General features: G+C 69.4%; 25 protein-coding genes. 15 read left to right on the top strand and 10 right to left on the bottom strand.

What is annotated here, in order from left to right:
* Positions 1-186: 186 nt before the first annotated feature.
* Positions 187-771 (bottom strand): hypothetical protein, encoded by a 585-nt coding sequence (locus ABZ479_RS15830; RefSeq protein ID WP_500462129.1) that lies wholly within the window; start codon positions 769-771, stop codon positions 187-189.
* A gap of 184 nt (positions 772-955) precedes the next feature.
* Between ABZ479_RS15830 and ABZ479_RS15835 the strand changes: the two genes are divergently transcribed.
* On the top strand, positions 956-1,357 hold the full coding sequence (locus ABZ479_RS15835; protein WP_500462130.1) for a hypothetical protein: 402 nt from the start codon (positions 956-958) through the stop codon (positions 1,355-1,357).
* A gap of 343 nt (positions 1,358-1,700) precedes the next feature.
* Positions 1,701-2,597 carry an NmrA family NAD(P)-binding protein gene (locus ABZ479_RS15840; RefSeq protein WP_500462131.1) on the top strand — a complete coding sequence of 299 codons (897 nt, stop codon included), beginning with the start codon at positions 1,701-1,703 and terminating at the stop codon, positions 2,595-2,597.
* 108 nt (positions 2,598-2,705) lie between these two features.
* Here the strand turns inward: ABZ479_RS15840 and ABZ479_RS15845 are convergent, their stop codons facing one another.
* From ABZ479_RS15845 to ABZ479_RS15870, 6 genes are all read right to left on the bottom strand, one after another.
* Positions 2,706-3,365, bottom strand: a complete 660-nt coding sequence (locus ABZ479_RS15845) for a hypothetical protein (protein WP_500462132.1) — start codon at positions 3,363-3,365, stop codon at positions 2,706-2,708.
* 211 nt (positions 3,366-3,576) lie between these two features.
* Complete coding sequence (locus ABZ479_RS15850; protein ID WP_500462133.1) at positions 3,577-4,425, bottom strand: ABC transporter permease; 849 nt, start codon at positions 4,423-4,425, stop codon at positions 3,577-3,579.
* Positions 4,426-4,494: 69 nt separating this feature from the next.
* Positions 4,495-5,343, bottom strand: coding sequence for an iron uptake transporter permease EfeU (gene efeU, locus ABZ479_RS15855; protein WP_500462134.1), 849 nt, complete (start codon positions 5,341-5,343; stop codon positions 4,495-4,497).
* 19 nt (positions 5,344-5,362) lie between these two features.
* Positions 5,363-6,523, bottom strand: coding sequence for an iron uptake system protein EfeO (gene efeO, locus ABZ479_RS15860; protein ID WP_500462135.1), 1,161 nt, complete (start codon positions 6,521-6,523; stop codon positions 5,363-5,365).
* Positions 6,524-6,665: 142 nt separating this feature from the next.
* On the bottom strand, positions 6,666-7,625 hold the full coding sequence (locus ABZ479_RS15865; RefSeq protein WP_500462136.1) for a M56 family metallopeptidase: 960 nt from the start codon (positions 7,623-7,625) through the stop codon (positions 6,666-6,668).
* Positions 7,622-7,993: a BlaI/MecI/CopY family transcriptional regulator gene (locus ABZ479_RS15870; RefSeq protein ID WP_500462137.1), complete on the bottom strand. Its 372-nt coding sequence runs from the start codon at positions 7,991-7,993 to the stop codon at positions 7,622-7,624. The genes ABZ479_RS15865 and ABZ479_RS15870 overlap by 4 nt, the downstream gene beginning before the upstream one ends.
* A gap of 150 nt (positions 7,994-8,143) precedes the next feature.
* On the opposite strand from ABZ479_RS15870, the gene ABZ479_RS15875 reads away from it, so the two are divergent.
* The 3 genes from ABZ479_RS15875 to ABZ479_RS15885 all read left to right on the top strand — a co-directional run bounded on the left by ABZ479_RS15875 (position 8,144) and on the right by ABZ479_RS15885 (position 10,580).
* A complete protein-coding gene (locus tag ABZ479_RS15875) occupies positions 8,144-8,818 on the top strand; it encodes a DedA family protein (protein ID WP_500462138.1) in 675 nt (224 codons plus the stop codon).
* A 7-nt stretch (positions 8,819-8,825) separates the two neighbouring features.
* The gene (locus tag ABZ479_RS15880) at positions 8,826-9,554 is read left to right on the top strand and encodes a phosphatase PAP2 family protein (protein WP_500462140.1); all 729 of its coding nucleotides are present in this window, start codon (positions 8,826-8,828) and stop codon (positions 9,552-9,554) included.
* Between the two features lie 153 nt (positions 9,555-9,707).
* Entirely contained in the window at positions 9,708-10,580 is an 873-nt protein-coding gene (locus ABZ479_RS15885; protein ID WP_500462141.1) for an AAA family ATPase, read from the top strand.
* Here the strand turns inward: ABZ479_RS15885 and ABZ479_RS15890 are convergent.
* Complete coding sequence (locus ABZ479_RS15890) at positions 10,483-12,408, bottom strand: glycoside hydrolase family 35 protein (RefSeq protein WP_500462142.1); 1,926 nt, start codon at positions 12,406-12,408, stop codon at positions 10,483-10,485. The two genes, ABZ479_RS15885 and ABZ479_RS15890, sit on opposite strands and share 98 nt — an antisense overlap.
* A gap of 50 nt (positions 12,409-12,458) precedes the next feature.
* On the opposite strand from ABZ479_RS15890, the gene ABZ479_RS15895 reads away from it, so the two are divergent.
* The 8 genes from ABZ479_RS15895 to ABZ479_RS15930 all read left to right on the top strand — a co-directional run bounded on the left by ABZ479_RS15895 (position 12,459) and on the right by ABZ479_RS15930 (position 22,264).
* The gene (locus ABZ479_RS15895) at positions 12,459-13,475 is read left to right on the top strand and encodes a LacI family DNA-binding transcriptional regulator (protein WP_500462143.1); all 1,017 of its coding nucleotides are present in this window, start codon (positions 12,459-12,461) and stop codon (positions 13,473-13,475) included.
* Between the two features lie 264 nt (positions 13,476-13,739).
* Entirely contained in the window at positions 13,740-15,065 is a 1,326-nt protein-coding gene (locus ABZ479_RS15900) for a carbohydrate ABC transporter substrate-binding protein (RefSeq protein WP_500462144.1), read from the top strand.
* 152 nt (positions 15,066-15,217) lie between these two features.
* Positions 15,218-16,159 (top strand): carbohydrate ABC transporter permease, encoded by a 942-nt coding sequence (locus tag ABZ479_RS15905; protein ID WP_500462145.1) that lies wholly within the window; start codon positions 15,218-15,220, stop codon positions 16,157-16,159.
* A gap of 23 nt (positions 16,160-16,182) precedes the next feature.
* A complete protein-coding gene (locus tag ABZ479_RS15910) occupies positions 16,183-17,100 on the top strand; it encodes a carbohydrate ABC transporter permease (RefSeq protein ID WP_500462146.1) in 918 nt (305 codons plus the stop codon).
* Between the two features lie 40 nt (positions 17,101-17,140).
* Entirely contained in the window at positions 17,141-17,320 is a 180-nt protein-coding gene (locus ABZ479_RS15915) for a DUF6903 family protein (RefSeq protein WP_500462147.1), read from the top strand.
* Entirely contained in the window at positions 17,317-18,741 is a 1,425-nt protein-coding gene (locus ABZ479_RS15920) for an alpha-L-fucosidase (RefSeq protein WP_500462148.1), read from the top strand. The genes ABZ479_RS15915 and ABZ479_RS15920 overlap by 4 nt, the downstream gene beginning before the upstream one ends.
* Before the next feature lie 128 nt (positions 18,742-18,869).
* Positions 18,870-19,898, top strand: a complete 1,029-nt coding sequence (locus tag ABZ479_RS15925) for a peptidylprolyl isomerase (RefSeq protein WP_500462149.1) — start codon at positions 18,870-18,872, stop codon at positions 19,896-19,898.
* Complete coding sequence (locus ABZ479_RS15930; protein ID WP_500462150.1) at positions 19,895-22,264, top strand: discoidin domain-containing protein; 2,370 nt, start codon at positions 19,895-19,897, stop codon at positions 22,262-22,264. Before ABZ479_RS15925 ends, ABZ479_RS15930 begins: the two co-directional genes overlap by 4 nt.
* Before the next feature lie 288 nt (positions 22,265-22,552).
* Here the strand turns inward: ABZ479_RS15930 and ABZ479_RS15935 are convergent, their stop codons facing one another.
* Both ABZ479_RS15935 and ABZ479_RS15940 read right to left on the bottom strand, forming a co-directional pair.
* Entirely contained in the window at positions 22,553-22,924 is a 372-nt protein-coding gene (locus tag ABZ479_RS15935) for a fic family toxin-antitoxin system, toxin component (protein ID WP_500462151.1), read from the bottom strand.
* The gene (locus ABZ479_RS15940; RefSeq protein WP_500462152.1) at positions 22,921-23,244 is read right to left on the bottom strand and encodes a hypothetical protein; all 324 of its coding nucleotides are present in this window, start codon (positions 23,242-23,244) and stop codon (positions 22,921-22,923) included. The genes ABZ479_RS15935 and ABZ479_RS15940 overlap by 4 nt, the downstream gene beginning before the upstream one ends.
* 192 nt (positions 23,245-23,436) lie before the next feature.
* Between ABZ479_RS15940 and ABZ479_RS15945 the strand changes: the two genes are divergently transcribed.
* Both ABZ479_RS15945 and ABZ479_RS15950 read left to right on the top strand, forming a co-directional pair.
* Positions 23,437-24,189, top strand: coding sequence for a ZIP family metal transporter (locus ABZ479_RS15945; RefSeq protein WP_500462153.1), 753 nt, complete (start codon positions 23,437-23,439; stop codon positions 24,187-24,189).
* Positions 24,190-24,460: 271 nt separating this feature from the next.
* Positions 24,461-25,933, top strand: a complete 1,473-nt coding sequence (locus ABZ479_RS15950) for an FAD-dependent monooxygenase (protein WP_500462154.1) — start codon at positions 24,461-24,463, stop codon at positions 25,931-25,933.
* Positions 25,934-25,997: the final 64 nt, after the last annotated feature.

The raw sequence follows: 25,997 nt of genomic DNA on the forward strand, positions 1-25,997 counted from the left end.
TCGATGGTGGGCAGTTCACGTGCCCACTCGGGCGGTTGGCGCTCGCGCATGGCGCGGATTGCATCCGGGCGCTTACGCGGCATGAGCCTTTCTGGTGATCATCATGGAGGCCATCCTGTCATCAGCGGTACTTGACGCGCCAGAGCGGTGGCTGCTGACCCCAGACGAGGGCACGACGAGACGGGTTCAGGTGCGCGGGGGCAGTACCTCGATCACGGTGGCCGTGCCGACTACAGGTCGGGCTTCGTACATGGTGATGACATCGCCGCACTTCAGATGTCTCCACTGTTCGGGGCTCAGGGGAGCCAGCCGAACATCGGCAGTCTCTCCCGGGCCGAGCTCCTGCGCGTACTCCACCCACAGCCTTGCGATGCTCAGTTCTCGTTCTCCACCAGCATTGCGGTTGCCGACGTCCCACATCGGCCGGAGTCGACCGTCTCCGGAAAAGGCAGTCCGGCGTCGACCCTCCTGCGCACCCACCAGGCTCAGGGTTGCCCGGACGGTGCCGTGTTGGAGCTCCCAGCCCCGCCACTCGCACCAACGGCCACTGCGGTCGAGCATCATCTGGCGAGCAGCCTCGGCGAGGAGTTCCCAGAAGTCCACCGACACGGGGTGGACATCCCCGATCTCGATGAGAACGCTGAGCACCATCTCCCACTCCTGGCGCCCGATGTCCTCGCGAACATCCCCAACCGTCTGCCCGTTCTCTGCTACGGCGTCCTCGGACAGCAGGTCCACGGCCCGCCGAAGGAGTGTGAACGCGTCATCCATGTCTAGCATTGTCCCCTGTCCCCGGAAGCCCGTTCACCCGCGACAAGGCAGGAGTCAGCCGCACGACACGCCCGGATGATTCCAGCAGGCGAGATTTCTGCCCACTACTTTCAGCAACTCGACGGCGATCCACCCCACCGGGCGGCCAGCTGGGCTAGTTCGGATAAGCCTGCATCCGCTGCCGATGCTGCGCATCGACCCCAAGATGCTCGGCCGCCTCGACGAGATCGAAGCCGACCTCCATACCCGCCGAGCCCACACTGAGACCGAGTACTGGCTCGGCGAGATCGACATCGACCCGACCCTCACCTTTCCGGCGCGGCAAACGCACCGACGCTCACCGGTTGGCCCAGCTCACCCCGGTGGACCTTGGCATGCCCGCCATCCCGGCGGGCTCGCGCAGCCGTCCGGTCCGCCGGTGTCGTTGACCGGCGTCTCCGCGGGCTCAGCTGCCCACGGCGCGCCTTCGCGGATCACCGCACTGACCGCCGCCCGAAAGGGTGCGGGCCACCACCCCGTGACGCGCTCCCGCAGGGCGCGGCGGACATCGCGTGCGGCTTCTTCACCGCCGCGCTGCACGCCATGAGGCGCGACATCCCGGTCGGGCGCCGGGCGCCGGCCGTCTTCCACCGGCCTGCGCCACCGCGGCGACCCGGAGAAGGGGCTCGGCGCGCAGGGCTCCCGACGTGCGATGGACCGCTCGTGTGATCGGCGTCGCGGGCCCCGCGCTTCTTTCGTGTCGCCGTCGAGCGGTGAGCTAAAAAGGCATGCGTACGGACCTGCCGGGACGCGGACGAGGCCGGTGCCGCGATCCGCCTCGGAGAGCGGCGACGGTACAGAGGACGGCGAGACCCCCGCTCACCCGCGGTCGCACGGACCACCGGATCGTCCGCAGCCGGCTGTGGACAGCCCTTCCGTATGGAGATCGCATGACGTCCTCGACCGACAGAACCGTCCTCGTCACGGGGGCCACCGGATCCACCGGACAGGCCGCCGTCCAGGAGAGCCTTGAGCTCGGAATGCACGTGCGGGCTCTTGTCCGCGGTCATGACGAACGCTCCCAGGCCCTGGCCGATCTCGGCGCCGAGGTCGTCGTCGGCGACCTGCTCGACATCAACAGCCTGGGGGCGGCCCTGGAGGGCGCCGACGCGGCCTGCTTCATCTTCCCGATCCATCCGGGGCTGATCCAGGCGGCCGTGAACTTCGCGCAGGCGGTGAGGGAGACGGGCGTGCCCGTCCTGCTCAACCTCTCCCAGCGTTCCGCGGATCGCGCGGCCGTCAGCCCGTCGTCACGCGACGAGTGGCTGGCGGAGGAGGTCTTCAACTGGGCGATCCCGAACGTGACGCACCTGCGCCCGACGGTGTTCCTGGACCAACTGCTCTACCCGTGGATTCTTCGACCTCTCCAGCAGGGCGTGCTGCGGGTGCCGGCCGGTCGGGGCAGGTGCTCGCCCGTCAGCGCGACGGACCGTGGTCGTGCCATCGCCGTGCTGCTGAACGAGCCCAGCAGGCGTGTCGGAAAGATCACCGACCTTTCCGGCCCCGTCGAGATGGACTTCGCACAGCTGGCCGCCGAACTGTCGGAGGCACTCGGCAGGGAGATCGTCTACCAGCCCCCTTCGGTGGAGGAGCTCGGCGCCACTCTCCGGGAGGGCGGCCGATCCCCATACATCGTCGAGAGCGTCACCGGCATCTGGACCGAATACCAGGCGGGTGCCATGGCCGGCTCCGACAACAACGTCGAGAGGATCACGGGCAGGCGGGCCATGAGCGTCGGCGAGTTCGCCCGCGCCCATGTCGACATCCTCAACTCCTCCGGCTCCTGACCCGGCCGGCCGCCTACGATCGCTTCGATCCCCTCCAGTGGTCCGGGGTGGCGCACCGTGGGGGCGCATGGACAACGTCCGTACGCACCACCGGATCCGGCCCACGGATCAGTTCTCGTCTCGCGGCTGAGGTTTCAGTACCGGGTCGTCCATGCGCACCAGTCGGTAGCCATGGCTCGTGCTTGCAGGCCGTCCCGGGCGGCGCGGGCGATAGGAGGCTGGGACGAAGTGCTTGGATCTTCGTGGCTGGAGCTTGCGTGCGGCTCGCGTCATCGCGGCGAAGGCAGGGGAGGTGCTCAACAGCCGTCGGAAACCCGATGGGGTGAGTCCCGCCAATCGGGCGGCGGTCTGCCAGGTCGCGCCCTGGCCGATCGCGAGGACCGCGACACGGACCATGGCAGGCGTTGCGGCTCCTCCGGGCCGCAGACCGTGGGCGGCGGCCAGCGAGGCCGCCGAGGTGACAGCGGCGGCGAACGCCGGATCCTGGTCCAGCCAGGTCTGCAGGATCCGAGGCGGCACCCCTGCCCACACCGCGGCGGACTCCTGCCCCAGACCGTGGGTCACCGCCTGCAGCACGTCAGCCATCCTGGACACGGTGGCGTCCCGCTGACTGGGCTTCTCGCCCACCGCCTTGCCCAGTTCGTATTCCACCGTCTCGCGTGCACGCAGCCACGCCATCACCTCGGCGGCCGCTCCATCGGAGTCCTGAGCGACGTGCTCGTCGGATTCGCCCGCGGTTTCCCGGGTCCGGCCGCTGCTGTGCGGCACGCGCGCGCGTACCTTCGGCAGCCGGCCCTCGTGCATCGACGAGCCGTCCGCAGGTGGAGACCCGTCCGGCTCCTGCCGCTGGGACTCGTGTGCACCCGGCGATTCGTCTGACGGTCCGTGCGGCTCCCCGCGTCGGTACATGGGGTGAGTTCAGCCTCCTCTACGGTGCGTGGAAGTGGCGCCCGCCAGGTCGCGGCGGGAGTCAGGCAGGTCAGCCGGCGGCGCGGCGTCCACGGCCGATCAACCGCCGGGCCTGCGGTCGGTCCGGGGCATGTGGTCTCGTGTGACCGGGTGGAGCGGTCAGGCGGGCTCGGGCGATCAGTTCCAAGGTGGTGGCGACGGCCACGGCCTGTACGGCCATCAGGGCGATGAGTACGAAGAGCTGGACGGCGCCGGCTGTGACGGGGTCGGCTCCGCCGAGCAGCATCCCGACGAACGCGCCGGGCAGCGTGACCAGGCCGACGGTGCGGGTCTGGTCGAGCCCGGGCACGAGCGCCTCGGAGGCGGCGGGGCGGGCGATCTCCGTCCGGGCGTCGCGTTCGGTCATGCCCAAGGCGAGAGCGGCCTCGACTTCGCCGTGGCGCAGCTTCAGCACGGTCAGGCTCTGCCGCCCGGCCAGGACCGTTGCCGTCATCGCGCCGCCGATGAGGATGCCGGTCACCGGGATCATGGCGATGCCGCGCAGCGGGACCAGGCCGGTGGCCAGCAGAGCCACCACGGCGGGAACCACCCCGGCGGCGATCGGGACCGCGGTCCACCACCAGGTGCTGTTCGAGGTGATGCGCCGCCCGGCGGTACGGACAGCCACCGCGTACATCAGCAGCAGGAACACCGGCAGACCGGTGGGGGAGTGGGCGACCCAGCCGATGGCGGCGGAGACCACGGCAAGCTGAAGGGCGGCCCGGACCCCGGCGGTCAGCACCTCCCGGGCCCGGCTGACGCCCTGATCGGGCGACAGCCGGGCCACCGCGACCACGGTGACAGCGACGGCGAGGAACACGGCCAACACCCAGGCGAGGGTCGCGTTGACCGGGAGCAGAGCGGCCGAGGCCGTGGTCATGGCATCACCGGGGGAGTGAGGGGGATGGGCTGGACCGGGCCCGCCCACCGGGCCGGTTGAGGCTCGCCGCTACTCCGCGGGCGAGGGCTGCACCGCCTTCTGAGATTGCGGTGCGGACCGGGTGCGCTGCGGGGCGAGGAACAGGACCATCACCGGGATCAGGTACAGCGCCCAGACGATCACCTGGATGAGGGTGGGGTCGGGCTGGAAGTTGAAGACGCCCTTGAGCAGGGTGCCGTACCAGGAGTCCGGCGGGATGGTGGTGCTGATGTCGAAGGCGAGGTGGCGCAGGCCGGGCAGGAGGTCGGCTTCCTGCAGGTCGTGGATGCCGTAGGCGAGCACGCCTGCGGCGACGACGACGAGCATGGCGCCGGTCCAGCGGAAGAACTTGGCCAGGTTGATGCGCAGGGCTCCCTTGTAGAACAGCCAACCCAGGACGGCGGAGGTGGCCAGGCCCAGCAGGGCCCCGATGAGGGGGCGGATGCCGTCGCCCGTGGCCTGGACCGCGGTCCAGATGAACAAGGAGGTCTCCAGCCCTTCGCGGCCCACTGCGAAGAACGAGGTCACGACCAGGGCGCCGGTGCCGAGGGCCAGTGCGGCGTCGAGTTTGCCCTGGAGTTCGCTCTTGAGGTGGCGGGCCGTGCGCCGCATCCAGAACACCATCCAGGTCACGAGCGCGACCGACAGGATCGACAGGCTGCCGCCGAGGGCTTCCTTGGCCTGGAAGGTCAGCGTCGAGGAGCCGAACTGCAGCAGGGCGCCGAAGGCGAGGCTGAGGCCGACGGCGAGGCCGACGCCTGCCCACACGGGCGGCAGTTGGCGCCGGTTGCCGGTCCTGACGAGGTACGCGACGAGGATGCAGACGACGAGGCTGGCCTCGAGGCCCTCACGCAGGCCGATGAGGTAGTTGCCGAACATGGGGCGCTGTCCCTTTCCGCTACTTGGTGACGACGGCGGCGGCGAGCTTGGACAGCGGCTCGGCGAGCGCGTTCACGCCGTCCGAGAGGTCCTTGCGCTGCGCCTCGGCGACCTTGTCGTAGGAGACGTACTGGTAACCGCCGGATCCGGTGCGGTACTTGTCCAGCAGCGCGGTCAGAGCGGCGAACTGGTCGTCGAGTTCGTCGGCGAGCGCGGGGTCGCTCTTGGCGGCGATGGGCTTGAGGAGTTCGTAGGGCTTCCGGGCGCCCTCGAGGTTGCCCTTGAAGTCGACCAGGTCGGTGTGGGAGTAGCGCTCCTCCTCGCCTGTGACCTTGTTGTGGGCGACCTCGTCCAGCAGGCTCTTGGCGCCGTTGGCCATCGACGTGGGCGTGATCTCGGCGGTGCCGACCTTCTTCACCCAGGTGTTCAGGTCGCTCGTGAGCAGGTCGGCGAGTTGCTTCTCCCGGTCGCCGATCGTGCCGTCCTTCCACAGCGCCTTCTCCAGGCGGTGCCAGCCGGTCCAGTCCGTGGCCGGGTCCTGGCCGGGGTCCAGGCCGTCCTCGCGGACGTCGACCTTCGGGTCGATGTCGCCGAACGACTCGGCGACCGGCTCGGTGCGTTCCCAGCCGATCCGGGAGGGGGCGTACAGCTTCTTCGCAGCCTCCACATCGCCGGCCTTCACCGCGTCGGTGAACGCCTTGGCCTTCGGGAGGGTCTCCTGGGCCTGTGCGAGGACGTAGCTGCGGTAGGCGGCGACCGCGGTATCGGCTTCGGGGCTGCGCTCGGCGGCTGTGGTGTCCTGGCCGCCGGTGGCTCTCACCTTCTGACGGATGCCGTCGCCGGTCATGCCCGGCTTGCAGGCGATCTCGTAGTCGCCGGCCTTGATCTCGGTCGTGAGGGACGTCCTGGTACCGGGGCCTATGTTCTCGCGCTCCGCCGCGATCCGGTCATCGGGGTAGAGCACGTACACCTCGGTGACCTTCGAGCCCTTGTTCTCCACGTCCAAGGTGACGTGCCCGGACGGGAACTCGGACCTGGAGACCTCGCACGCGGTGTCCGAAGCCGTCACCTTGACCGCACCGTCACCGCCGGCGGCTTTCTGCGCGCACCCTGACAGCGTCACAACCGCTGCCACGGTGACGGAAGCGCCGGCCAGCAGGCGGCGAGGGGTGGCGGACATGGGGGTGCCTCGATTCACGCGGGGAAGACAGGGCAGACAGGTAGCCCAGCCGCGCTGGAGTCTACTGAACTGTAGACGCTAAGGAAAGGCTGTCCTTATCTCCCAGGTGAGGTCTCGCAACGGCACCATCGCGACAAGGGCGTCAACGCAAGGACATAGGGCAGTGGGAGGGGTCTTCCCCCTGCGCCACCTCGACCCCGTCGTGCAGCCAGATCGCGCCGATCGAGGACGAGGTGGCCGCAGCACCGCACACCATGACCATGGCCAGCACGACCGGGGCGATGTGGCGCGTGGGAGCCTGCGCGAGAAGAGCCTTCACCCGGGCGGGCACCGGACCGCCGGCCGCCCCCGTGGCGAACGTGGGCCGCTCGGCGCGTTCCCGATTCCGTGTGACGGCCAAGGCCGCCCGGCCCACCGCCTGCGCCGTCAGCTTCCGGTCGCCGGCAGCCCTCGCCGCGGCCTCGTCCGCGGCCCGCTCGGCAGCGAACGACACCTGCGAGACGACCGCGGCAAGTCCCGGGTGACACCAGCCGGCAAGCTGGGCGACCATCAGGAACAGATGATGACGCCCGGCAAGGTGCGCACGCTCATGAGCCAGCAACGGCTCACGTTCCTCCGGAGCAAGAGCGCGGAGCATGCCGGTGGTCACCACCACCCGGCCCGGGCGACGGCGAGTACCCGGCAGGGCGTAAGCGTCCGGACGAGGATCATCGACCACGCACAGACCTCCGGCCTCCGGGGCGCCGGCCACATCGCCGTGCGCGATGCGGAACCGCCGCACCTCCGCAATCGCCCGCCGCACACCGGTCACACAGGAGACCGCGAGCGCCCCCGCGGCCAGAGCCGACACGGCCATCACAACAAAGGCCGGACCGGCCTCGAGAGGCTGAATGACCTCCGCCAGCTCCGCCACCGCCGGCACCTTCAACGCCAGGGGAAGCAGCAGGACCCCCAGACAGGCGACCACCCCGATGGCCAGCGCCGCCGAGGTCGCGGTGACCACCCACAGCGCCACCTCGGGCCGCACCTGAAGCACGGCCCGCCGCGCCAGCGGCACCAGGACGAACGGCAACACCAGCGGAACCAGCAACAAGGAGATCACTGACCGCCCCCGTCCAGCAGGCGCCGAAGCTCGGCCTCGTCCGCCGCACTGAGCCCCTCCACGAAACGGGCCAGCACCCGGCCGTGATCCTCGTCCTGGTCAAGCTCCCGATGCATCCGGCGAGCGGTCAGCCCATGGGAATCCTCCACCGGGAAGTACACGAAGCCGCGCCCCCCAGGGCTGCGGTCGACGACCCCCTTCTCGTGAAGGCGCGCCAGCAAGGTCGCCACCGTGGTGCGTGCCAGGGGCTGCGGCATCGCCGCCCTGACCTGCGCCGCCGACTGCGGTCTCCCTGCGGCCCACAGCGCCGCGAGCACGCTGGCCTCCAACTCGCCCGCAGGGCGCCGCTCGCTGTCCGCGTCCGCCATGGAACTGTCCTCTCCCCTAGATCGTCTACAGTGCTGTAGACGACTACTGGCCTGTAGACACCGGTAGTGGCCGGCCCTGACGCCACCCCCGACACAGGCTCTGGCGGACGGCAACCGGCACCCCACCCATTATCGAAGGGGCCCGCGCCGATGATCCTCCCCCACCCCTCACCACCGCAGGCGGCGGACCTGGCCGTGAACCTGCTGGACGCCCAGTCCCTCCTCGCCGCCTTCGGCACACTCGGCATCGCGATCGTCCTGTTCGCCGAGACCGGCCTGCTCATCGGCTTCTTCCTGCCCGGCGACTCCCTCCTGTTCACCGCCGGACTGCTGTGCGCCGGCTCAGCCGCCACCCCAGGACACCTCTCGCTGCCCTGGGTCCTCGCCGCCGCCGCGACCGGAGCCCTGACCGGAGCCCAGACCGGCTACCTCGTCGGACGACGCGCCGGGCCGGCCTTCCTCCACCGCATGAAGTCCCGCAAGATCCACGAAGGCGCCGACAGAGCCGGAGAGATCCTCCAGCGCTACGGATACGCCAAGGCGATCGTCCTCGCCCGCTTCCTCCCGATCGTGCGCACCGTCCTCAACCCGCTCGCCGGGATCCTCGCCGTCCCGGCACGCACCTTCACCCTGTGGCAGATCCTCGGCGGCCTGCTGTGGACCGTCGGCCTCGTCCTCGGCGGTTACGCGCTCGGTGCTTCCGTCCCGAACGTCGACCGCTACCTCCTGCCGATCATCGCCGTCATCGTCGTGATCTCCCTGATCCCCGTCGGCCTCGAACTGCTCCGCTCCCGGCGCACCCGCCGCGCCGAAGGCGGCGCCTGAGACGCCCATGACCAGCAACAGCACCCACACCCGTACAACCGGCGAAGCCGAACCAGCCCCACGCGGCAGCCGGGTTCTCCGCTACGCCCTCGCGGCGACAGCCGCTTTCGCGGCACTCGCGACCAGCATCCTGACCTCGGATGCCGGAGCGCTTCCCGCAGACCTGAGCATCCATCGGATCCTGCTGGAAAACCGCACTCCGCCGACCGTGACCGCCCTGCGCGCCGTGACCGCGACCGGCACTGGCGTCTATCCCTACCTCCTGGCCCTCGCCGGCGGAGCCATTGCCGCGCCCACCGCACGTGCCCTCGCCGCACGCCGGCCGGCGGTGCGCACCCTCCTGCTCTGCCTTGCCTTCGCCGGGTGGCTGGCCCTCGGGCAGGCGGTGAGGTTCGCCCTCATGACGGCCATCGCCCGGCCGCGGCCCCCCGGCGAAGACTGGATCACCCACGCCTCCCGCTGGTCCTTCCCCTCCGGCCACGCCACCACCTCGGCGATGGCCGCCGGTCTCCTCGTCGTCGCATTCCTCGCCCGGCGCCCCTCCGGGTGGAGAGTGTGGGTGATCCTGACGCTGTGCTGGGCCGCGACGGTGGGAGTGAGCCGCCTATGGCTCGGCGTGCACTGGGCCAGCGACGTGGTGGGCGGGTGGCTGCTGGCCACCGCCTGGATTCTCCTCGGAGGCGTGATCGCCGCAGCTTCCGGCCTTCTGACGACACGCCATGGGAGGACAGGCTGACCGCAAGCGAGCCGCCATCCGCGATGGCCGGCTGATCCGGCACTGTCTGCTGCCGGGATGGCCTCTTCATGACGGCGGGACCCGAAGGCAGGGCAGGAAGCGTGTCGCTGGTCCACGGATGGTCGGTCGTGGCTCCAATGGCGGAATGGGTGCGTGGCTGGCCATCCGGGGCGGATCGTTGCTTTCTATGGTTACCGGGGCGGTGTGGGGCGCACGATGGCACTTGCGAACCTTGCCGCGCTGCTGGCCGCCAACGGACTGCGTGTCCTTGCCGTTGACTGGGACGCGTTCTTCCGGTGGCACAACGGTGGAGCGTTCATGCGCGACATGCGCGCGGATATGGCAGCGCGCTACGACTACGTCCTTCTCGACAGCAGTTCCGGGGTGACCCCGTCGGCTTTCGTCTGTGCGCTGCAGATGCCCGATGACCTCATCTTCTGTCTCGGCATGCATCCACAGAGCATCGTGGAGAGCGGCGCGATCGCCAGACGGGTGTCGGAGGGGCGACTGGGGCGCAGGATACGTATCCTCCCCGTCCTCACAAGGATCGACGAAGGCGAGAAGGAGAGGGCGGATCAGCTACGCGCACTTGCCTGCCGCGAGTTCGCGGGGTTTCCGGCGGGGATGACCGAGGCCGAGCGGAGACCGTACCGGAGCCAGGTCGAGCTCCCCTACCGCCCCTTCTACTCGTCCACGGAAATGCCGGCGATCTTTGGAGATGAGGCCGGTATCCCCGCCAGCTGGTGCGAGCAGATCCCGACGCCGTCGTCCTCGAATGCAGCCTCACCAAGGACGCCGGCGTCGCTTCCGAGGGCGCCGGCTGCCAATCTCCGGCGTTCCCCACCCTTGCCGGCCCGTTCACCGAGCCGGACGGGTTCGTGCGGGAGACGGGCGCGGCCCGAGGAGCGGAGAGGGCGCCCCAGCCCGGTCAGTCGAACTCTTCGACGTACTCCTCGGTCGGGCCCAGTTCGGGTTCGTCCCGGAGTTCCAGGGTGTCCCCGAGGCCCTCGAGTTCGAGGACGGTGACGGTGTTGACGCCCGCGTGCAGCAGCGGCGCCGGGCAGTACAGGGTGACCTGGGGGCCGATGTCCCAGTGGCGGCCGAGCAGGAAGCCGTTCACCCAGACCAGTCCGTGCACCGATCCCGGCAGGGCCAGGAAGGTGTCGGCGGGCGTGTCGGCGTGGAACTCGGCGACGGCGAACCCGGCATCCGTGCCGGTGGTCGGGCCGGCGCCCGCGTCCAGTGCCGCCGACAGCTCCCGCTCGGACCACTCGGGCAGTGCCACCGGCGTGCTCTCCCAGCCCTGGACCATGCGCCGGTCGACCAGGACGGGACCGAGCAGCCCCTTCGGGCGGCCTACGTTCGGACCGTAGTTGACCCTGCCGAGGCTTTCGACCAGGACGTCGAGACGGACGGTCTCCCCGGTGCCGGTGATCTTCAGCTCGGGGGAGTCCGCGTCGGCGACGCCGAGATAGAGCCCGTCGGCGAAGACCAAGGCGCGGTCGCGGACGTCGGTGAAGACCAGCCGGTGTTCGCCGGCAGGGATGCGCGGGCGGGCGGTGCAGCGCGCCAGGCCCGCCTCCAGGCCGAGTCGCTCGAAGGTGGCGGGCCGGGGCGCGGCCGAGGTCTCCACCGGTACGGCGCGGAGCGCTGCGTCGAGGCCGTCGAGCAGGCCGGCCCGGCGCACCAGCGCGACCCGGGCCGGCGGGAGGACGGGAAGCCGCTCGGGGGAGCGCAGCGGCCCGGTCGCGCCCAGGACCTCGCGCATGGCGTGGAACTTCGGCGTGAAGCGACCGTCCTCGGCGATCGGCGCGTCGGAGTCGTAACTGGTGACCACGGGCTCGAGCCGGCCCTCGGTCTCGTTGGCGCCGGCCCACAGACCGAAGTTGGTGCCGCCGTGCGCCATGTAGATGCTGACGCTGCCGTGGTCGTCGAGGATGCCGCTCAGGGTGTGGACGGCGCTGTCGACACTGCGGACGTGGTGCCGTTTGCCCCAGTGGTCGAACCAGCCGTTCCAGAACTCGGCGACGACGAAGGGCTCCTGGGGCCGGCGGCTGGTCAGCAGCTCGCGGGCTTCCTGGGGCTTGGAGCCCAGGGTGGCGGCGGTGAGGGTGCCGGGGAGCGTGCCGCCGTCCAGCATCAGTTCGGTGGGGCCGTCGGCGGTGAACAGCAGTTCCGTGATGCCGTGCTCGGTGAGGGCCTGGCGGTTCCAGCGCAGGTAGGCGTGGTCGTCGCCGTAGGAGCCGAACTCGTTCTCCACTTGGACGGCGACGACCGGTCCGCCCCGGGACGCCTGCAACGCGGCCAGGCGCGGGACCAGGTCGCCGAACCAGCCGGCGACGGCCGAGGTGAACTCCGGGTCGGAGCTGCGGATCGCGAGGTCCTTGCCGGTCAGCCAGCTGGGCAGGCCGCCGTTGGACCACTCGGCGCAGATGTAGGGACCGGGCCGGACCACGACGTCCAGGCCTTCCTCTCCCACCGTGCGGATGAACCGCTCCAGGTCCCGCCAGCCGTCGAAGCGCGGCGCGCGGTCCTCCCGGGGCTGGTGGAAGTTCCAGGCCACATAGGTGTCGACGGTGTTCAGCCCGAGGTCGGCGATCCGGCGGACGCGGTCGCGCCAGAGATCGGGGTGGACCCGGAAGTAGTGCAGCGCCCCGGACAGGATGCGGTGGGGGATCCCGTCGCGGTACAGGCGGCCGTCTCGCCAGGACAGAAGTGCGGGAGAGGCGGCCGTCGCCGCCGCGCCCGAGGGCGCGGCGAGGGCGGTCTCGGCGGCTTCGGCCGGGCGCCGCGGCGGGCCGATGTTCGTCGTGGGCGACTCGTTCACCGGGGGAGCGTATGTTATCGATGACATCGATAACAAGCCTGCTAAGGTCCTCCGAACCGATCGGGGGAGGGAACACCATGAACGAGGACGCCTCGCGGCCGCGGCAGCCGAGCATGGCCGACGTGGCCAGGATCGCCGGAGTGTCGGCCCAGACCGTCTCGCGCGTCCTGCGTGGCTCACCGAACGTCAATCCCGAGACGTCCCGGCGGGTCCTGGCCGCCGTGGAGCAGATCGGCTACCGCTTCAACACCGCCGCGCGGACCCTGTCGTCCGGCCGCAGCCACACCATCGGCCTGGTCCTGCTGGCCTCCGGCGGGTACTACTCGCGCTCGGCGGTGACCGCCGGTGTGGAGTCGGCTGCGGGCGAGGCCGGGTACGCGGTGAGCATCGCGACGATCTCCGCCCTGGACGTGGGCCTGATGGAGCGTTCCCTGGCCAAGCTCGCCGACCAGAACGTCGACGGCTTCGTGATCGCGGTGCCGCTGATCTCGGTGACCCGCAAGATGGAGGAGATCACCCGGGACATCCCGACCGTCACCCTGGACGGGTCGCGGACCGCGGGTGCCCGGGTGCTCGGCATCGACCAGCGCGAGGCCGGCCGGATCGCCACCCAGCACCTCCTCGACCTGGGGCACCGTCAGGTCTGGCATGTCTCCGGGCCGGACGAGTGGATCGAGGCCCGGCAGCGCCGGGAGGGCTGGCAGGAGTGCCTGGGGCAGGCCGGGATCGAGGCTCCGCCGCCGCTGGAGGGCGACTGGTCGCCCGCCTCCGGTTACCGGCAGGGGCAGATCATCGCCATGATCCCCGAGGTCACGGCGGTCTTCGTGGCCAGCGACGAGATGGCCTTCGGGGTGATCAAGGCGCTGCGCGAGCGGGGCCGGTCGGTGCCGGAGGACGTGTCCATCGTGAGCGTCGACGACATCGCCCTGGCCGCGTTCTGCGCACCGCCGCTGACCGCGGTACGGCAGGACTTCTTCGGCTACGGCGCCGCGGCCGTACGGCTGTTGCTGGACCCGGACGCGGGTCCTGAGGAGGCCGTGGGTACCCCCACGCTCTCCGTGCGGGCCTCCACGGCGCCGCCGCGCGCCCTCTGAAGGGCGTCCGTGCGGCGCTCACGAGCCGGGTATCGGCTGTGAGCTGATCCGGCGGCATCCAACCCCTTGCGCCCGTCATGTGATCGGTGCCAAGGTACCCAGCATGTTATCGGTGCCACCGTAACAACGCCGGGTCGAACGTCCACCGGATCCGGGGTGCGGTGGCGTGGTGCCCGCGATGCGAAGGGCCCCGGACGGGGTCCGTGGCGGGCCCGCACCGCCGCTCAAGTCAGGTGGGCGTACGTCCATGGGAAGGACCCCCAAATGAGGAGATCGTTCGCCTTCGCCGGCACCACGGTCATGGCGCTCTCGCTGCTCGTCGGCTGTTCGTCCGCCGGCGGCTCGGACTCCGGCTCGGGCAGGACGACCCTCAAGGTCGCCGCTCTCGAGGGCGGCTACGGCAAGGACATGTACCACCAGGTCATCGAGGCCTACGAGTCCTCGCACCCGGAGGTCGACGTCCAGCTCCAGATCTCGAAGAGCATCGAGGACGAGATCACGCCGAACATGAAGGCCGGCAAGTACCCGGACGTCGTCGTGCTCGGCCAGGGCCGAAAGGCCGGTCTCACCGAGACCCTGATCAAGGACAAGGCGCTGGAGGACCTCACCCCGGTCCTGAAGACCAAGGTCCCCGGCGGGACGCAGACGGTGGGCGAGAAGCTGACCGACGGCATCGTCGGCAACCTCAACACCAACCCGTACGGCACGGACAAGACGTACCTGATGCCGATGTACTACTCACCGACCGGCCTCTTCTACGACAAGGGCCTGTTCAAGGAGAAGGGCTGGGACGTCCCGACCACCTGGGACGAGATGTTCGCGCTCGGCGACAAGGCGAAGAAGGGGGGCATCGCCCTCTTCACCTATCCGACCGCCGGCTACCTCGACTCGTACTTCTACGCCCTGCTCGCCGACGTCGGCGGGGAGCAGTTCTACCAGGACGTCATGACGTACAAGCAGGGCATCTGGAAGACGGCGCAGGCCAAGCAGGTCCTCGACATCACCACCAAGCTGCTCGGCTACGCCGAGAAGTCCACCGTCGGCTACGCCAACGAGCAGGACTTCACGAAGAACCAGCAGTCGATCCTCGACAACAAGGCGCTGTTCATGCCGAACGGCACCTGGATCACCGGCGAGATGGCCGACGCGCCCCGTTCGGACGGCTTCGCGTGGGGCCTGACCCCGCTGCCCTCGGTGAACGAGGGTGACACCCGCTACCTGACGACCTCGGTCGAGTCGGTCTGGGTGCCCAGCGCCGCCAAGAACAAGGACGCGGCGCAGGAGTTCATCGCCTTCCTGTACTCGGACGAGGCCGCGAAGATCTTCGCCAAGTCGAACGCGGTCCAGCCCGTCAAGGGCCTTTCGGACAGCCTGACCGGTGAGAGCGCCGCGTTCTACTCGCTCTACGACGACACGTCGGTCTCCGCGCTGGTCGGCGGCTTCGCCTCGACGAACCCCGTCGAGGGCGTCGACATCAAGTCGACCCTGTTCGACACCGCCAACAGCATCATCAGCGGCGACACCACCGAGGCCAAGTGGCAGGCGGCGCTGGACGAGGCCAGCGAGAAGCTGCGCCAGGCGGGCAACTGACCGGCCCGGCGGCGGCGTGGTCCGGCCGGGCCGCCGCCGGAGCCTTCCCCATCCGGTGAACCTCCGGGTTCGCCAGTACCACTTCGTCTGACCGGAGGACCGGCACGGTGACGACCCTCTCCACCCCACCCCAAGAAGCGGCGGCACGCCCCGTGAGGAAGACCGGGAGGACCTTCCGCCGCACCCGGCCGGGTGCCCCCGCCCGGACCCGCGAGCGGGGCGACACCCGCTTCGTGCTGGCCTGCCTGCTTCCCGCGCTGGTGCTGTTCGCGGTCTTCATGGTCTACCCGACCGTGAACGTGTTCCGGATGTCGCTCTACACCTGGAGCGGTTTCTCCCCGGACATGAAGTTCGTGGGGCTGGACAACTTCCGCCGTCTGCTGGAGGACCAGCAGTTCGTGCGGGCCTTCCAGAACACCGTCACCCTGCTGGTCGTGGTGACCGTGGTGACCATGGGCATGGCCCTGTTCCTCGCCGCGATCATGACCCGGCAGAAGCTGCGGGGCAGCAACCTCCTCCGGTTCGTCCTCTACGTCCCCAACATCCTCTCCGTGGTCGTGATCGCGGCGATCTTCTCCGCCGTCTACGACCAGAACAACGGCCTGCTGAACGGCACCCTGCGGGCGGTGTCCCCGGACACCTGGCAGCAGGTCTGGCTGGGCGACCAGAAACTGGTGCTCTACTCGGTCGGGATGGCCATGGTCTGGCAGTCGCTGGGCTACTACATGGTCCTCTACATGTCGTCCATGGCGAGCGTCCCCGAGGAGCTGTACGAGGCGAGCTCCCTCGACGGGGCCTCCGCCGTGCGGCAGTTCTTCTCCCTCACCCTGCCGCTGATCTGGCAGAACCTGCGGACCTCGCTGACCTTCTTCGTGATGAGCGCGGTCAACCTCAGCTTCGTGCTGGTCCGCGCGATGACCGGCGGCGGCCCGGACGGCTCCTCCGAGGTCCTGCTCAGCTACATGTACAAGCAGGCGTACACCAACTCGTCCTACGGCTACGGCATGGCCATCGGTGTCGTCATCTTCGCGTTCTCGTTCCTCGTGTCGCTGCTGGTGAGCCGCGCGACGCGGCGCGAGCCCCTCCAGTTCTGAGGACGGAACCCCACACCATGACCATGATCGACTCTCCCGGCTCCGGCGCGGACTCCGCCGGTTCCGCCCGTCCCGGTGCCGGCCGCGCCCGCAGCGGCCGCGCGCTCACCTACACCCTGGTCACCGCACTCGCGCTGGCGATCGCCGTACCGGTCGCCTGGGTGCTGACGGCCTCGCTGAAGGCGAAGAGCGAGTTCTTCGGCAGCCCCTGGACCCTCCCGGAGGGCCTGCGCTGGCAGAACTACGCCGACGCGTTCACCGACGCCCACCTCGGCACGTACTTTCTGACCTCGGTGTTCGTCACCGTGCTCGGCCTGGTCTTCGTGCTCGCGGTGTCGGTGCCGGCCGCCTACGTCATCGCCCGCTACGACTTCCCGGGCAAGGGCGCCGTCGAGACAGTCCTGCTCGGCGGGTTGTTCGTGAACGTCAACTACATCGTCGTGCCGATCTTCCTGATGCTGGTCGACTGGGACAAGGCGCTGGTCGACGTCTTCCCCGACGGCTTCTTCCTCGACAACCCCACCGTGCTGTCCCTGGTGTACGCGGCCACCTCGATCCCGTTCACCATCTACCTGCTGACCGCGTACTTCCGGTCCATCCCGGTCGAGTACGAGGAAGCGGCGGGTCTGGACGGGGCTTCCCGCTTCCGGATCATGACCACGATCATGCTGCCGATGGCGCGCCCGGCGGTGACCACCGTGATCCTCTTCAACTTCCTCGCCTACTGGAACGACTTCATCATCTCGCTGACCCTGCTGCCCGGCGAGGGCAAGACCGTCCAGGTCGGCCTGCTCAACCTGTTCACCGCACAGAAGGCGGCGGCCGACTACGGCCGTCTGTACGCCGGGATGGTCATCGTCATCGTGCCCGTGCTGCTCGTCTACGCGCTCATCCAGAGGCGGCTCATCGAGGGGATGGCGTCCGGCGGAGTCAAGGGCTGACCTCCCCACACGGACCCAAGACGGAAGGAAACGAACCGAGATGAAGGACTCGACGCGTGCCGGCCTGCTCGTCGGCGTGCGCACCCTGATCGCTGCGGCCCTGGTGGCGCTCGTGGTGGTGGAGCGGACGACGGTCGGCTGGGGCCACCTCGCGGTGATGCTCCTCGCCCTGGGCGGACTGCTCGCCCTGCTCGCCTCGTACAACCGGACGTTCCGGTGACCGCCGCGGCGTCCGCGCGGACGCTGGCCGCCGTCCGGCCGAGCGGGCGGCAACTCGCCTGGCAGGAGATGGAGTTCTACGGCTTCATCCACTTCGGCATGAACACCATGACCGGCCGCGAATGGGGCGAGGGAGGCGACGACCCGGCCCTGTTCGACCCGGACGACCTGGACGCCGACCAGTGGGTGCGGGCGCTGAAGGCGGCCGGGATGACCGGTGTCATCCTCACCTGCAAGCACCACGACGGCTTCTGCATGTGGCCGAGCGAGGCCACCGCGTACTCCGTTGCGGCGTCCCCGTGGAAGGACGGCAAGGGCGACGTCGTCGCCGAGGTGGCCGACGCCGCCCGCCGGCACGGCCTGAAGTTCGGCGTCTACCTCTCCCCGTGGGACCGCACCGAGGCCTCCTACGGCTCCGGCACCGGCTACGACGACTTCTACGTCGCCCAGCTCACCGAACTCCTCACCCGCTACGGCCCGGTGTTCTCCGTGTGGCTCGACGGCGCCAACGGCGAGGGCCCCAACGGCAAGCGCCAGACCTATGACTGGGAGCGGTACTACGCGGTGGTCCGCGAGCTCCAGCCGGACGCGGTCATCAACGTCTGCGGCCCCGACGTCCGCTGGTGCGGCAACGAGGCCGGCGAGACCCGCGCCGACGAGTGGAGCGTCGTACCGCGCGCCCTCCAGGACGCCGAGCGGACCGCGTCCCGCTCGCAGCAGGCCGACGACGGCACCTTCGCCCGGCTGGTGCGCAGCGACGACCAGGACCTCGGTAGCCGGGCGGCGCTCGCCGGGTACGAGGACGACCTCGTCTGGTTCCCGGCCGAGGTCAACACCTCGATCCGGCCCGGCTGGTTCCACCACGAGGCCGAGGACGCCCAGGTCCGGTCGGCGGACGAGCTGTTCACGCTCTACCTCCGCTCGGTCGGCGGCAACTCCTGCTTCCTGCTCAACGTGCCCCCGGCCGCCGACGGCCGGCTCCACCAGGCGGACGTGGACGCCCTGGAGGGACTGGGCCGGCGGATCGCCGACTTCCGCGCCCGCCGGATCGACGCCACCGCCACGGTCAGCTCCGGCACCCCGGGCGACATCGCCGCCGTCTGGCCCGGCCGGGCCACGTCCCCCTGGCGCGCCGGCGAGGACGACCCACGCCCCTGCGTGACGCTCGCCTTCGCCGGCCCCCGCGCGGTCGGGGCGGTCGTCGTCGGCGAGGACATCACCCAGGGCCAGCGCGTCGAACACGTCGTTGTCCGGGGCGCCCTGGGCGGCGTCTGGACGACGCTCGCCGAGACCGGCGCCGTCGGCTACCAGCGCGTCCTCACGTTCCCGCCCACCGAGGTGGACACCATCGCCGTCCAGATCACCGCGGCCCGGGACACCCCGGTCCTCGCCCGGGTGGCGGCGATCGGGGCGTCCTCGTGAGCGCGGGCGGCCGCCGACCGGGCGGTTCGCGCAAGCCCGGCGCACGCAAGGCCTCGGCCGTCCGGCGGCCGGTCGGGCCCCCGCCCACGACGGCGGGCCGCGGACGGCTGTCGCGGCGGGTGGCCACCGTGGCCGGCGCCGCCTGCCTGGCGGTCGCCGCGCTGGTCGCCGGCGCGGTCACCGCGTTCGGAGGGCAGGACCACAGCGACGAGGTCGCCTCGCTGGACGGCCACCCCGTCACCCGGGAGGAGCTCCTCTTCCACATGGATCGGCTCGCGCCGACCGTGCAGAACGAGCTGCGCAACACATTCTCAGGCCTGAAGACATCGTTCTCCTGGAACGCCAAGGCCGGGAACCGCACCGCGCTGCAGCGTCTGGAGACGCGGGCGCTCGCCGAGATCCGCGAGGACAAGACCACGTTGCTGCTCGCGCAGCAGGAGGGCCTCGTCGGCTCCGTCGACTTCGCCGACCTTCAAGCCGAGCGCACCGCCGAGAACACCTCCCGGGCCGAGGCCGTCGCCGCCGGCCGGACCGTGTACGGCGTCACGGACTACTCCCCGGACGAGTACTACGGCCACCGGCTGACCGAGCTAGCCACCGGCCTCAAGGACAGACTGAGCAAGAGCCCGGGCGACCCGCTGCACGTCACCGACGCCGAGGTCCGCAAGGCGTACGACGACGACCCGGACTCCTGGAACGCCAACGCCACCACCTACAGGTACACGCAGCTCGTGGTGCAGGTGCCGGGGAAGGCGGGCGCGGACTTCGACGCCGAGCTCGCGCAGCGGGTGAAAGCGGCAGGCGACCTCTCGGACGTGAGCGGGGTGGCGGACGCCCAGGTCACCACCGGCACGTACGGCGGTGACGGCCCGACCAGCCTGAACACCCACGACCAGGACCTGAGGTCCGTGCTCGGCGACCTGAGGCCGGGCGAGATCTCCGAGCCCGGCAAGGGCGGCGGACAGATCACCTACTACCAGCTCGACAGCAAGAAGACCGACGGCGACAAGGCGTTCAGCGACTATGCGTCGCGGATCCGCCAGTCGCTGGTCGAGACGAAGTACGACAGATACCTCCAGCGCCGGGCCGACGACGCCTCGCTGCGCGTCGACCACTCGGCGATGGCCGCCATCAACGCGAAGGATGTGCACCAATGAGCCCTGCCGACGTCGGCCCACCCGAGGACAGGAAGGTACGGCGCCCCAGGATAACCGGGCGGACCCTCCGCACGGGCCTCACCTCCTTGCTCGCGGCGCTGCTCGTGGGCTCGCTCGCGCCGTCGGCGTACGCCGTCGCGGAGCCGGCCGCCACGGCGAAGTCGGCGACGAAGGCCGCTGCCACCGCGAAGTCCTGGCCGGGCAACACGCCCAACAGGACGGGCGGCACCGACTACTACATCGACGCCACGCACGGACACGACACCGCGTCCGGCACCTCGGCGCGGCACGCCTGGAAGACCCTGGCCAAGGCGAACGCGACCACCTTCACGCCGGGCGACCGCATCCTGCTGAAGGCCGGCGAGCAGTGGCAGGACGAGCAGCTGTGGCCGAAGGGCTCGGGCAGTGCGGGCAGGCCGATCACCATCTCGGCCTACGGTGACAAGAACGACGGCCGCCCGTACATCGCGACCAACGGCAACGTCCCCAGCCCGTTCAACGCGGACGGCACCAAGAACCCCGCCACCGTGGGTCTCACCGGTGCCATCGTGCTGCGCAACCAGCAGTACTGGGACATCAACAACGTCGAGCTGTCCAATGACGACGACTTCTCGACGAACATCACCACGGGCACGTACGTCCGCGACGGAATCATGGTGTCGATCAACGCCGACCTGCTGAAGGCCGGCGAGGACACCGTCATGGACCACTTCCGGATCTCGGACATCTCCGTCCACGACCTCGACGGTCCGAGCAGATGGCAGAAGATCCACTACGGTGCGGTGGACTTCCAGGTCTTCGGCAACAAGAGCTACAAGGACTACGCGCCCGGCGGCCATTACTTCAAGGACGTCCGGATCGAGAACAACACGTTCGTCAACGTGGAGCTGCACGCGGTGCAGTTCGGGTTCAACTGGTTCAACGCGGACGGCGCCGCCGCGGGCCAGTACGACGACAGCGGGAAGTTCCACGAGGGCTGGGAGCAGCTGTGGGTGCGTACCCGCGACCTGTACAGCCGTGACGTCTACATCGGCCACAACTACGCCGAGAGCATCGGCCAGGGTGCCATCCAGCTCGCCGACACCGAGCGGATGACGGTCGAGTACAATGAGGTCAACGGCTTCCTGGAGCGCTACGACGCGGTCTCCTGCGGCCTGTACCTGTGGGCGGGCGCCGACTCGACCATGCAGTACAACGAGGTGTACGGCGGCCCGGACAACGAGTACGACGGCACGCCCTGGGACATGGAGTACACCAACTTCAACGTCACGTACCAGTACAACTACTCGCACGACAACGCGGCCGGCTGGATGGCCTACATGGGCAACAGCTCAAACTCGGTGGCGCGTTACAACCTGAGCGTCAACGACAACGGCGTCCTGGTGAAGAACATGCTGTCGTCGAACTACGAACCCTCGTACTTCGTCAACAACACCTTCGTGTACGACGGTTCCAAGCTCGACTACGTACACGACGAGACGTTCCTGAGCCGCGTCTACTTCCTCAACAACATCTTCTACAACACGTCGAAGACCGACGAGACGACCTGGTACCGCCGAACCGGCGCCCTGCGCCAGGCCGTGTTCTCGAACAACGACTACTACGAGGCGGGCGGGAAGCACTCCACCCAGGAGCCGGCCGACCCCGACGGCCTGCGCGTGGACCCGCAGTTCAAGGGCAGCGTGGACACCTACGTCACCGGTGCCGGAGTCGCGAAGATCCGTACCGCGGCGGCGCACTTCTCGCTGAGGAAGAACTCGCCCCTGATCGACGCAGGCCGCTACAACGCCCACCTGGGCGCGGCCGACTTCCTCGGCACCAAGCTCTACTACGGTGACGCGCCCGACATCGGCATCGCCGAGTCCCGCAAGGGGAAGCGGGTCGCCCACCCGGTCGACGACGACCCGATCGAGGAGGAGGCCGACAACCGAGTCGACCTCGCCCTCGGCAAGACGGTCACCGCCAGCTCCACCCACCCGGGGGCGAACGGCACCCTCGGCGCGGAGAAGCTGACCGACGGCAACCTCAGCACCCGCTGGGCCGCAGCCGACGCCGCCGCCTACCCGATCACCCTGGACGTCGACTTCGGCACGGCGACCACCTTCGACCAGGTCTACCTGGACGAGTACACCGACTCGGGCACCAACCCCCGCGTCCAGTCCTTCGACCTGCAGCGCTGGGACGACACCACCGGCACCTGGGTCACCTTCGCGAGCCGCGACACCGGCATCGGTCACGACCTGACCGTCACCGGCTTCGGCTCGGTCACCACCTCCAAGCTGCGGGTGGCACTCACCGGCCAGATCGCCACGGAGCAGTACACGCCGACGCTGACCGAGATCTCGGCCTACAACTCAGCGTCCTGAACCCCCCGTCCGGTCCCGCGGTCACTCCGCGGGACCGGACGGGCGGGCCTGCCCGGCTCGCAGGTGCGCAGGGCGCGTTCGGGTGGCGCGGTCGTCGCCGGCGGACGCGGGCGATCAGACGCAGACCTTCGTGGTTGTCGTCGTCCAGGCGCACCCGCGGGTACTGGTTCCGGTGGTCGACGATGACCGCCTTGCGGGGCTCTCAGGCCGGATCCCAGTCGGTGATCTCCAGACCCCGGCGGGCTGGAACGCCGTGGTGGCGGCGCACCTACTCGCCGGAACGGTGGCTCATCGGACGGTCCAGCCGCGCAGCGCCACGGCGATCTCCTCCACGGTGACCCGGCCGGCCTCCGCGTCGCGGACGAGAGCGGCGGCGTCCTTGGGCGGGTAGTTCAGGCGGTGGCCCTGCAGGGTCAGGAACCCGTAGGTGCTCATCCATGCGAACTGCAGGTTCGAGTGCTCCAGGCTGGGAATGCGGGCGAGTTCGTGCATGAGCGCGGCCGCCTTGAGGTGGTCCGAGCCGTAGCAGTCGCGGTCCATGGCGCTGGAGTGGACGCGGGCCACCGCGGCGTAGAGCACGCCCAGTTCGTGCACCTGCGGGTCGCCGTCGATCCGCTCGGCGACGTGCAGCAGGAACGGCACGTCGATGGTGTGGATCACGCGGCGTTCCCGTGCCCGGCCTCGGCGGCGTCCATCTCGGCCAGGCGACGGCGTGCGGCCTGAGACGCGGCGTGCCGCTCGGTGTCGGGGATGTTGTCGCCGAGCTCGGCGAAGGCCTCGCGGGTGTACTCGGCGGCCTCCCGGGCGGCGTCGAGGAAGATCTTCTCAACGGCCGTGGCGCGCTCGTAGGCGGCCGACAGCACGTACTCCTGCATGCTCACCCCGGCGGCCTTCGCCGCCCCGGCGATGGCCTCGTACTGCTCTGCGTCCGGGAACCGGAGGCTCATGGCCTTCTTCTCGGCCTTCTCAGATGCGCTCATGGTGGCAACGGTACCACTGGTGGCATCCAGCGCGGAGAGGCGAACCGGCGGGCCGGCTTGCCCGTCCCCTTCGGCGCCCGGCCGGTCGCGCCGGCAGACCGCTCTACCGGTGCGAACGCCAGCACCGGCTGTCCTCGTGATGGCCGGAAGTGCTGAGTAGCGACCCCTCACGGCGTCGCACAAGATTGCTTCATGCCGGTTCTGATAGCCGCGTGCGCCATGGTCATGACTCTTGTGGGTGGGGTCGTGGCGCAGCGGGTCGGTGACCGCCGTCATCTGGTTCTCGGTCTCGCCGCCGGTCTCATGCTGGGTGTTATCGGCTTCGATCTGCTTCCCGATGCGCTGGCTGCTCAGCCTCGGCGCGTTTTCGGGGTTCCCGCAGCGCTGCTGATGTTCGTCGCAGGATTTCTTACTTTGCACGTGGTAGAGCGAGGAGTTGCCATTCACCGCGCTCACGAGAGTGAGTACGCACCGCACAGCCATGCTTTTGGGCATGCGCAGGAGTCCGCGCAGGGAATCGGTCTGACCGCGGCCTCGGCACTTGTGGGCCACAGCGTGATTGACGGGTTCGCCATCGGCGCTGCATATCAGGCTGGTAATACGCTGGGTATCGTCGTAGCCATCGCTGTGATCTCGCACGACTTCGCCGACGGATTCAATACCTATACGATTGCCAGACTGTACGGCAATGCCCGGCGTCGGGCGCAACTACTACTGGCGGCTGACGCGCTGGCTCCGGTGATCGGGGCAGCGATCACTTTGGGGTTCACCATACCGACGGGGCTGCTGGGCCTATATCTCGGATTCTTTGCCGGCTTCTTGCTTTATCTGGCGACGTCGGACATATTGCCGGAAGCCCACAGTCCGCACCCCTCCAAGGCCACTCTGTTGTTCACGGTGACGGGGGCACTGCTGATGTGGTTGGTGATCGGGCTTGCCAACTGAGCGGGCCGTTGGTGAAAGTCACAGCTGCGGAAGGTCTCCGTCGGCCGCGTCGTTGGGACGCCGATCGTGTCAGACCGTGTCGGAGCGCCTGGACCGGCCCCCGATGACGCCGCCGCGCGTAGGCCTGAAGCGGACGGTACGGTGTTCATAGCCACCGCAGGGCTAACCGCTGGCCTGTGCCTCGGTCTTTTCGGTATCGCGGGCGATGACTTCGTCGGTCAACCGCAAATCAAGTCGCAACGGTGGTCCCGGAGATTTTTTAGGGGGTTATATGGGCTCCGACAATCGGGTATTGATCGTAGGAGCAGGCCCATCGGGGCTATTGCTCGCGGGTGATCTGGCGGAGTCCGGTGTCGGCTGTACCGTCGTCGAACGTCGCGTACAGGAATCGCAGCTCACCCGGGCCTTCGCAGTGCACGCGCGGACGCTGGAACAATTGGACGCCCGTGGTGTGGCCGACCCGTTGCTTGCGACCGGCGTCCGTAATCCGGTTCTGCAGTTCTTGGGGATCGATCTGTCGCGGTTGCCGACCCGTTACCCACACGTGCTGGTGACGCCGCAGTATCACACCGAGCGAGTACTCCGGGCACGGGCCCTTTCTCATGGGGCCGATCTACGGGAAGGCTGGGAAGCCATCGGGCTCACGCAGGATGCGACCGGCGTTGACGTTCAGGTCCGGGCTGCGGATGGCTCCCCTCAGACATTGCACGCGGATTACGTCGTGGGCGCGGACGGGAGAAAAAGCGTTGTGCGCCAATCTCTCGGCCTGCCTTTCCCCGGCCGCTCCGCGGTGCGGTCGATGATGCTTGCCGACGTCCGGTTGGCCGACCCCCCGCGCAAGCCTCCTACCGTAGGGGCAGTGGGTGATGCCTTCGCCATCCTCGTTCCGTTCGGCGATGGATGGTTCCGCATCATGGCGTGGAATCGCCACCATGAGATGCCGGACAGCGCACCGGTCGATCTGGAGGAGATCCGGGCCATCGCCCACCGAGCGCTCGGCCACGACTTCGGCATGCACGACCCGCGCTGGATCTCACGGTTCCACAGCGATGAGCGACAGTCACCGCGCTACCGCGTAGGCAGGGTCTTCCTCGTCGGTGACGCGGCGCACGTGCATTCCCCCGCCGGCGGCATGGGCATGAACACCAGCATCCAAGATTCCGCCAACTTGGGCTGGAAACTTGCTGCCGTCCTTCGCGACCGTGCCCCCGAAGCCCTGCTCGATACCTACGAGGCCGAGAGGCACCCGGTGGGGCGCAGAGTGCTGCGCATGAGTGGCGCACTGCTGCGTGGTGTCCTCACCACCCCGCGGGCGCTTCGCGGCATCCGAGACCTCGCCGCCCGGACCGTCCTGCGTCTCCCGCCGGTCGCCTTGCGGCTGGGGCGGGCGATGTCCGGAATCGACATCGCCTACGGCGCCCCGGCGGGCGCTCACCCGCTCACGGGCAAGCGGGCACCGGATGTCCTCCTCGCCGATGGCCGACGTCTGTACGAGGTGCTGCGCGGCCGGAGGTTTGTGCTGGTCACACCGGCAGACGCGTCACTTTCTGCCTCGGTGACCGAAGCCTGGAACGGCGCGGTGGAGTGCGTCACCACCCCGTCCGGTCTGACCAGCAAGTCCGTACTGGTCAGACCGGACGCCTACATCGCGTGGGCCTCCTCCGAGCAGTCTCCACGCCACCGAGCCGAGGAGATCAGGCAGACACTGGCCCGCCACTGCGGTGAGGGCACAGGCCCGTCATAGAGGTCGGTGAGCCTGCGGTTCCGTTCGATCTCCCAGCGATGCCGGCCCGGGCGCGCGGAGCCCT

It is taken from the genome of Streptomyces sp. NPDC005722, assembly GCF_040630935.1.
In the GTDB taxonomy this organism is placed as follows: domain Bacteria; phylum Actinomycetota; class Actinomycetes; order Streptomycetales; family Streptomycetaceae; genus Actinacidiphila.

Coding starts and splice junctions, on each gene's coding strand:
- ABZ479_RS15830 (WP_500462129.1), bottom strand. CDS start 771: ATGGATGACGCGTTCACACTCCTTCGGCGGGCCGTGGACCTGCTGTCC.
- ABZ479_RS15835 (WP_500462130.1), top strand. CDS start 956: ATGCTGCGCATCGACCCCAAGATGCTCGGCCGCCTCGACGAGATCGAA.
- ABZ479_RS15840 (WP_500462131.1), top strand. CDS start 1,701: ATGACGTCCTCGACCGACAGAACCGTCCTCGTCACGGGGGCCACCGGA.
- ABZ479_RS15850 (WP_500462133.1), bottom strand. CDS start 4,425: ATGACCACGGCCTCGGCCGCTCTGCTCCCGGTCAACGCGACCCTCGCC.
- efeU (WP_500462134.1), bottom strand. CDS start 5,343: ATGTTCGGCAACTACCTCATCGGCCTGCGTGAGGGCCTCGAGGCCAGC.
- efeO (WP_500462135.1), bottom strand. CDS start 6,523: ATGTCCGCCACCCCTCGCCGCCTGCTGGCCGGCGCTTCCGTCACCGTG.
- ABZ479_RS15870 (WP_500462137.1), bottom strand. CDS start 7,993: ATGGCGGACGCGGACAGCGAGCGGCGCCCTGCGGGCGAGTTGGAGGCC.
- ABZ479_RS15875 (WP_500462138.1), top strand. CDS start 8,144: ATGATCCTCCCCCACCCCTCACCACCGCAGGCGGCGGACCTGGCCGTG.
- ABZ479_RS15880 (WP_500462140.1), top strand. CDS start 8,826: ATGACCAGCAACAGCACCCACACCCGTACAACCGGCGAAGCCGAACCA.
- ABZ479_RS15890 (WP_500462142.1), bottom strand. CDS start 12,408: ATGTCATCGATAACATACGCTCCCCCGGTGAACGAGTCGCCCACGACG.
- ABZ479_RS15895 (WP_500462143.1), top strand. CDS start 12,459: ATGAACGAGGACGCCTCGCGGCCGCGGCAGCCGAGCATGGCCGACGTG.
- ABZ479_RS15900 (WP_500462144.1), top strand. CDS start 13,740: ATGAGGAGATCGTTCGCCTTCGCCGGCACCACGGTCATGGCGCTCTCG.
- ABZ479_RS15910 (WP_500462146.1), top strand. CDS start 16,183: ATGATCGACTCTCCCGGCTCCGGCGCGGACTCCGCCGGTTCCGCCCGT.
- ABZ479_RS15915 (WP_500462147.1), top strand. CDS start 17,141: ATGAAGGACTCGACGCGTGCCGGCCTGCTCGTCGGCGTGCGCACCCTG.
- ABZ479_RS15930 (WP_500462150.1), top strand. CDS start 19,895: ATGAGCCCTGCCGACGTCGGCCCACCCGAGGACAGGAAGGTACGGCGC.
- ABZ479_RS15940 (WP_500462152.1), bottom strand. CDS start 23,244: ATGAGCGCATCTGAGAAGGCCGAGAAGAAGGCCATGAGCCTCCGGTTC.
- ABZ479_RS15945 (WP_500462153.1), top strand. CDS start 23,437: ATGCCGGTTCTGATAGCCGCGTGCGCCATGGTCATGACTCTTGTGGGT.
- ABZ479_RS15950 (WP_500462154.1), top strand. CDS start 24,461: ATGGGCTCCGACAATCGGGTATTGATCGTAGGAGCAGGCCCATCGGGG.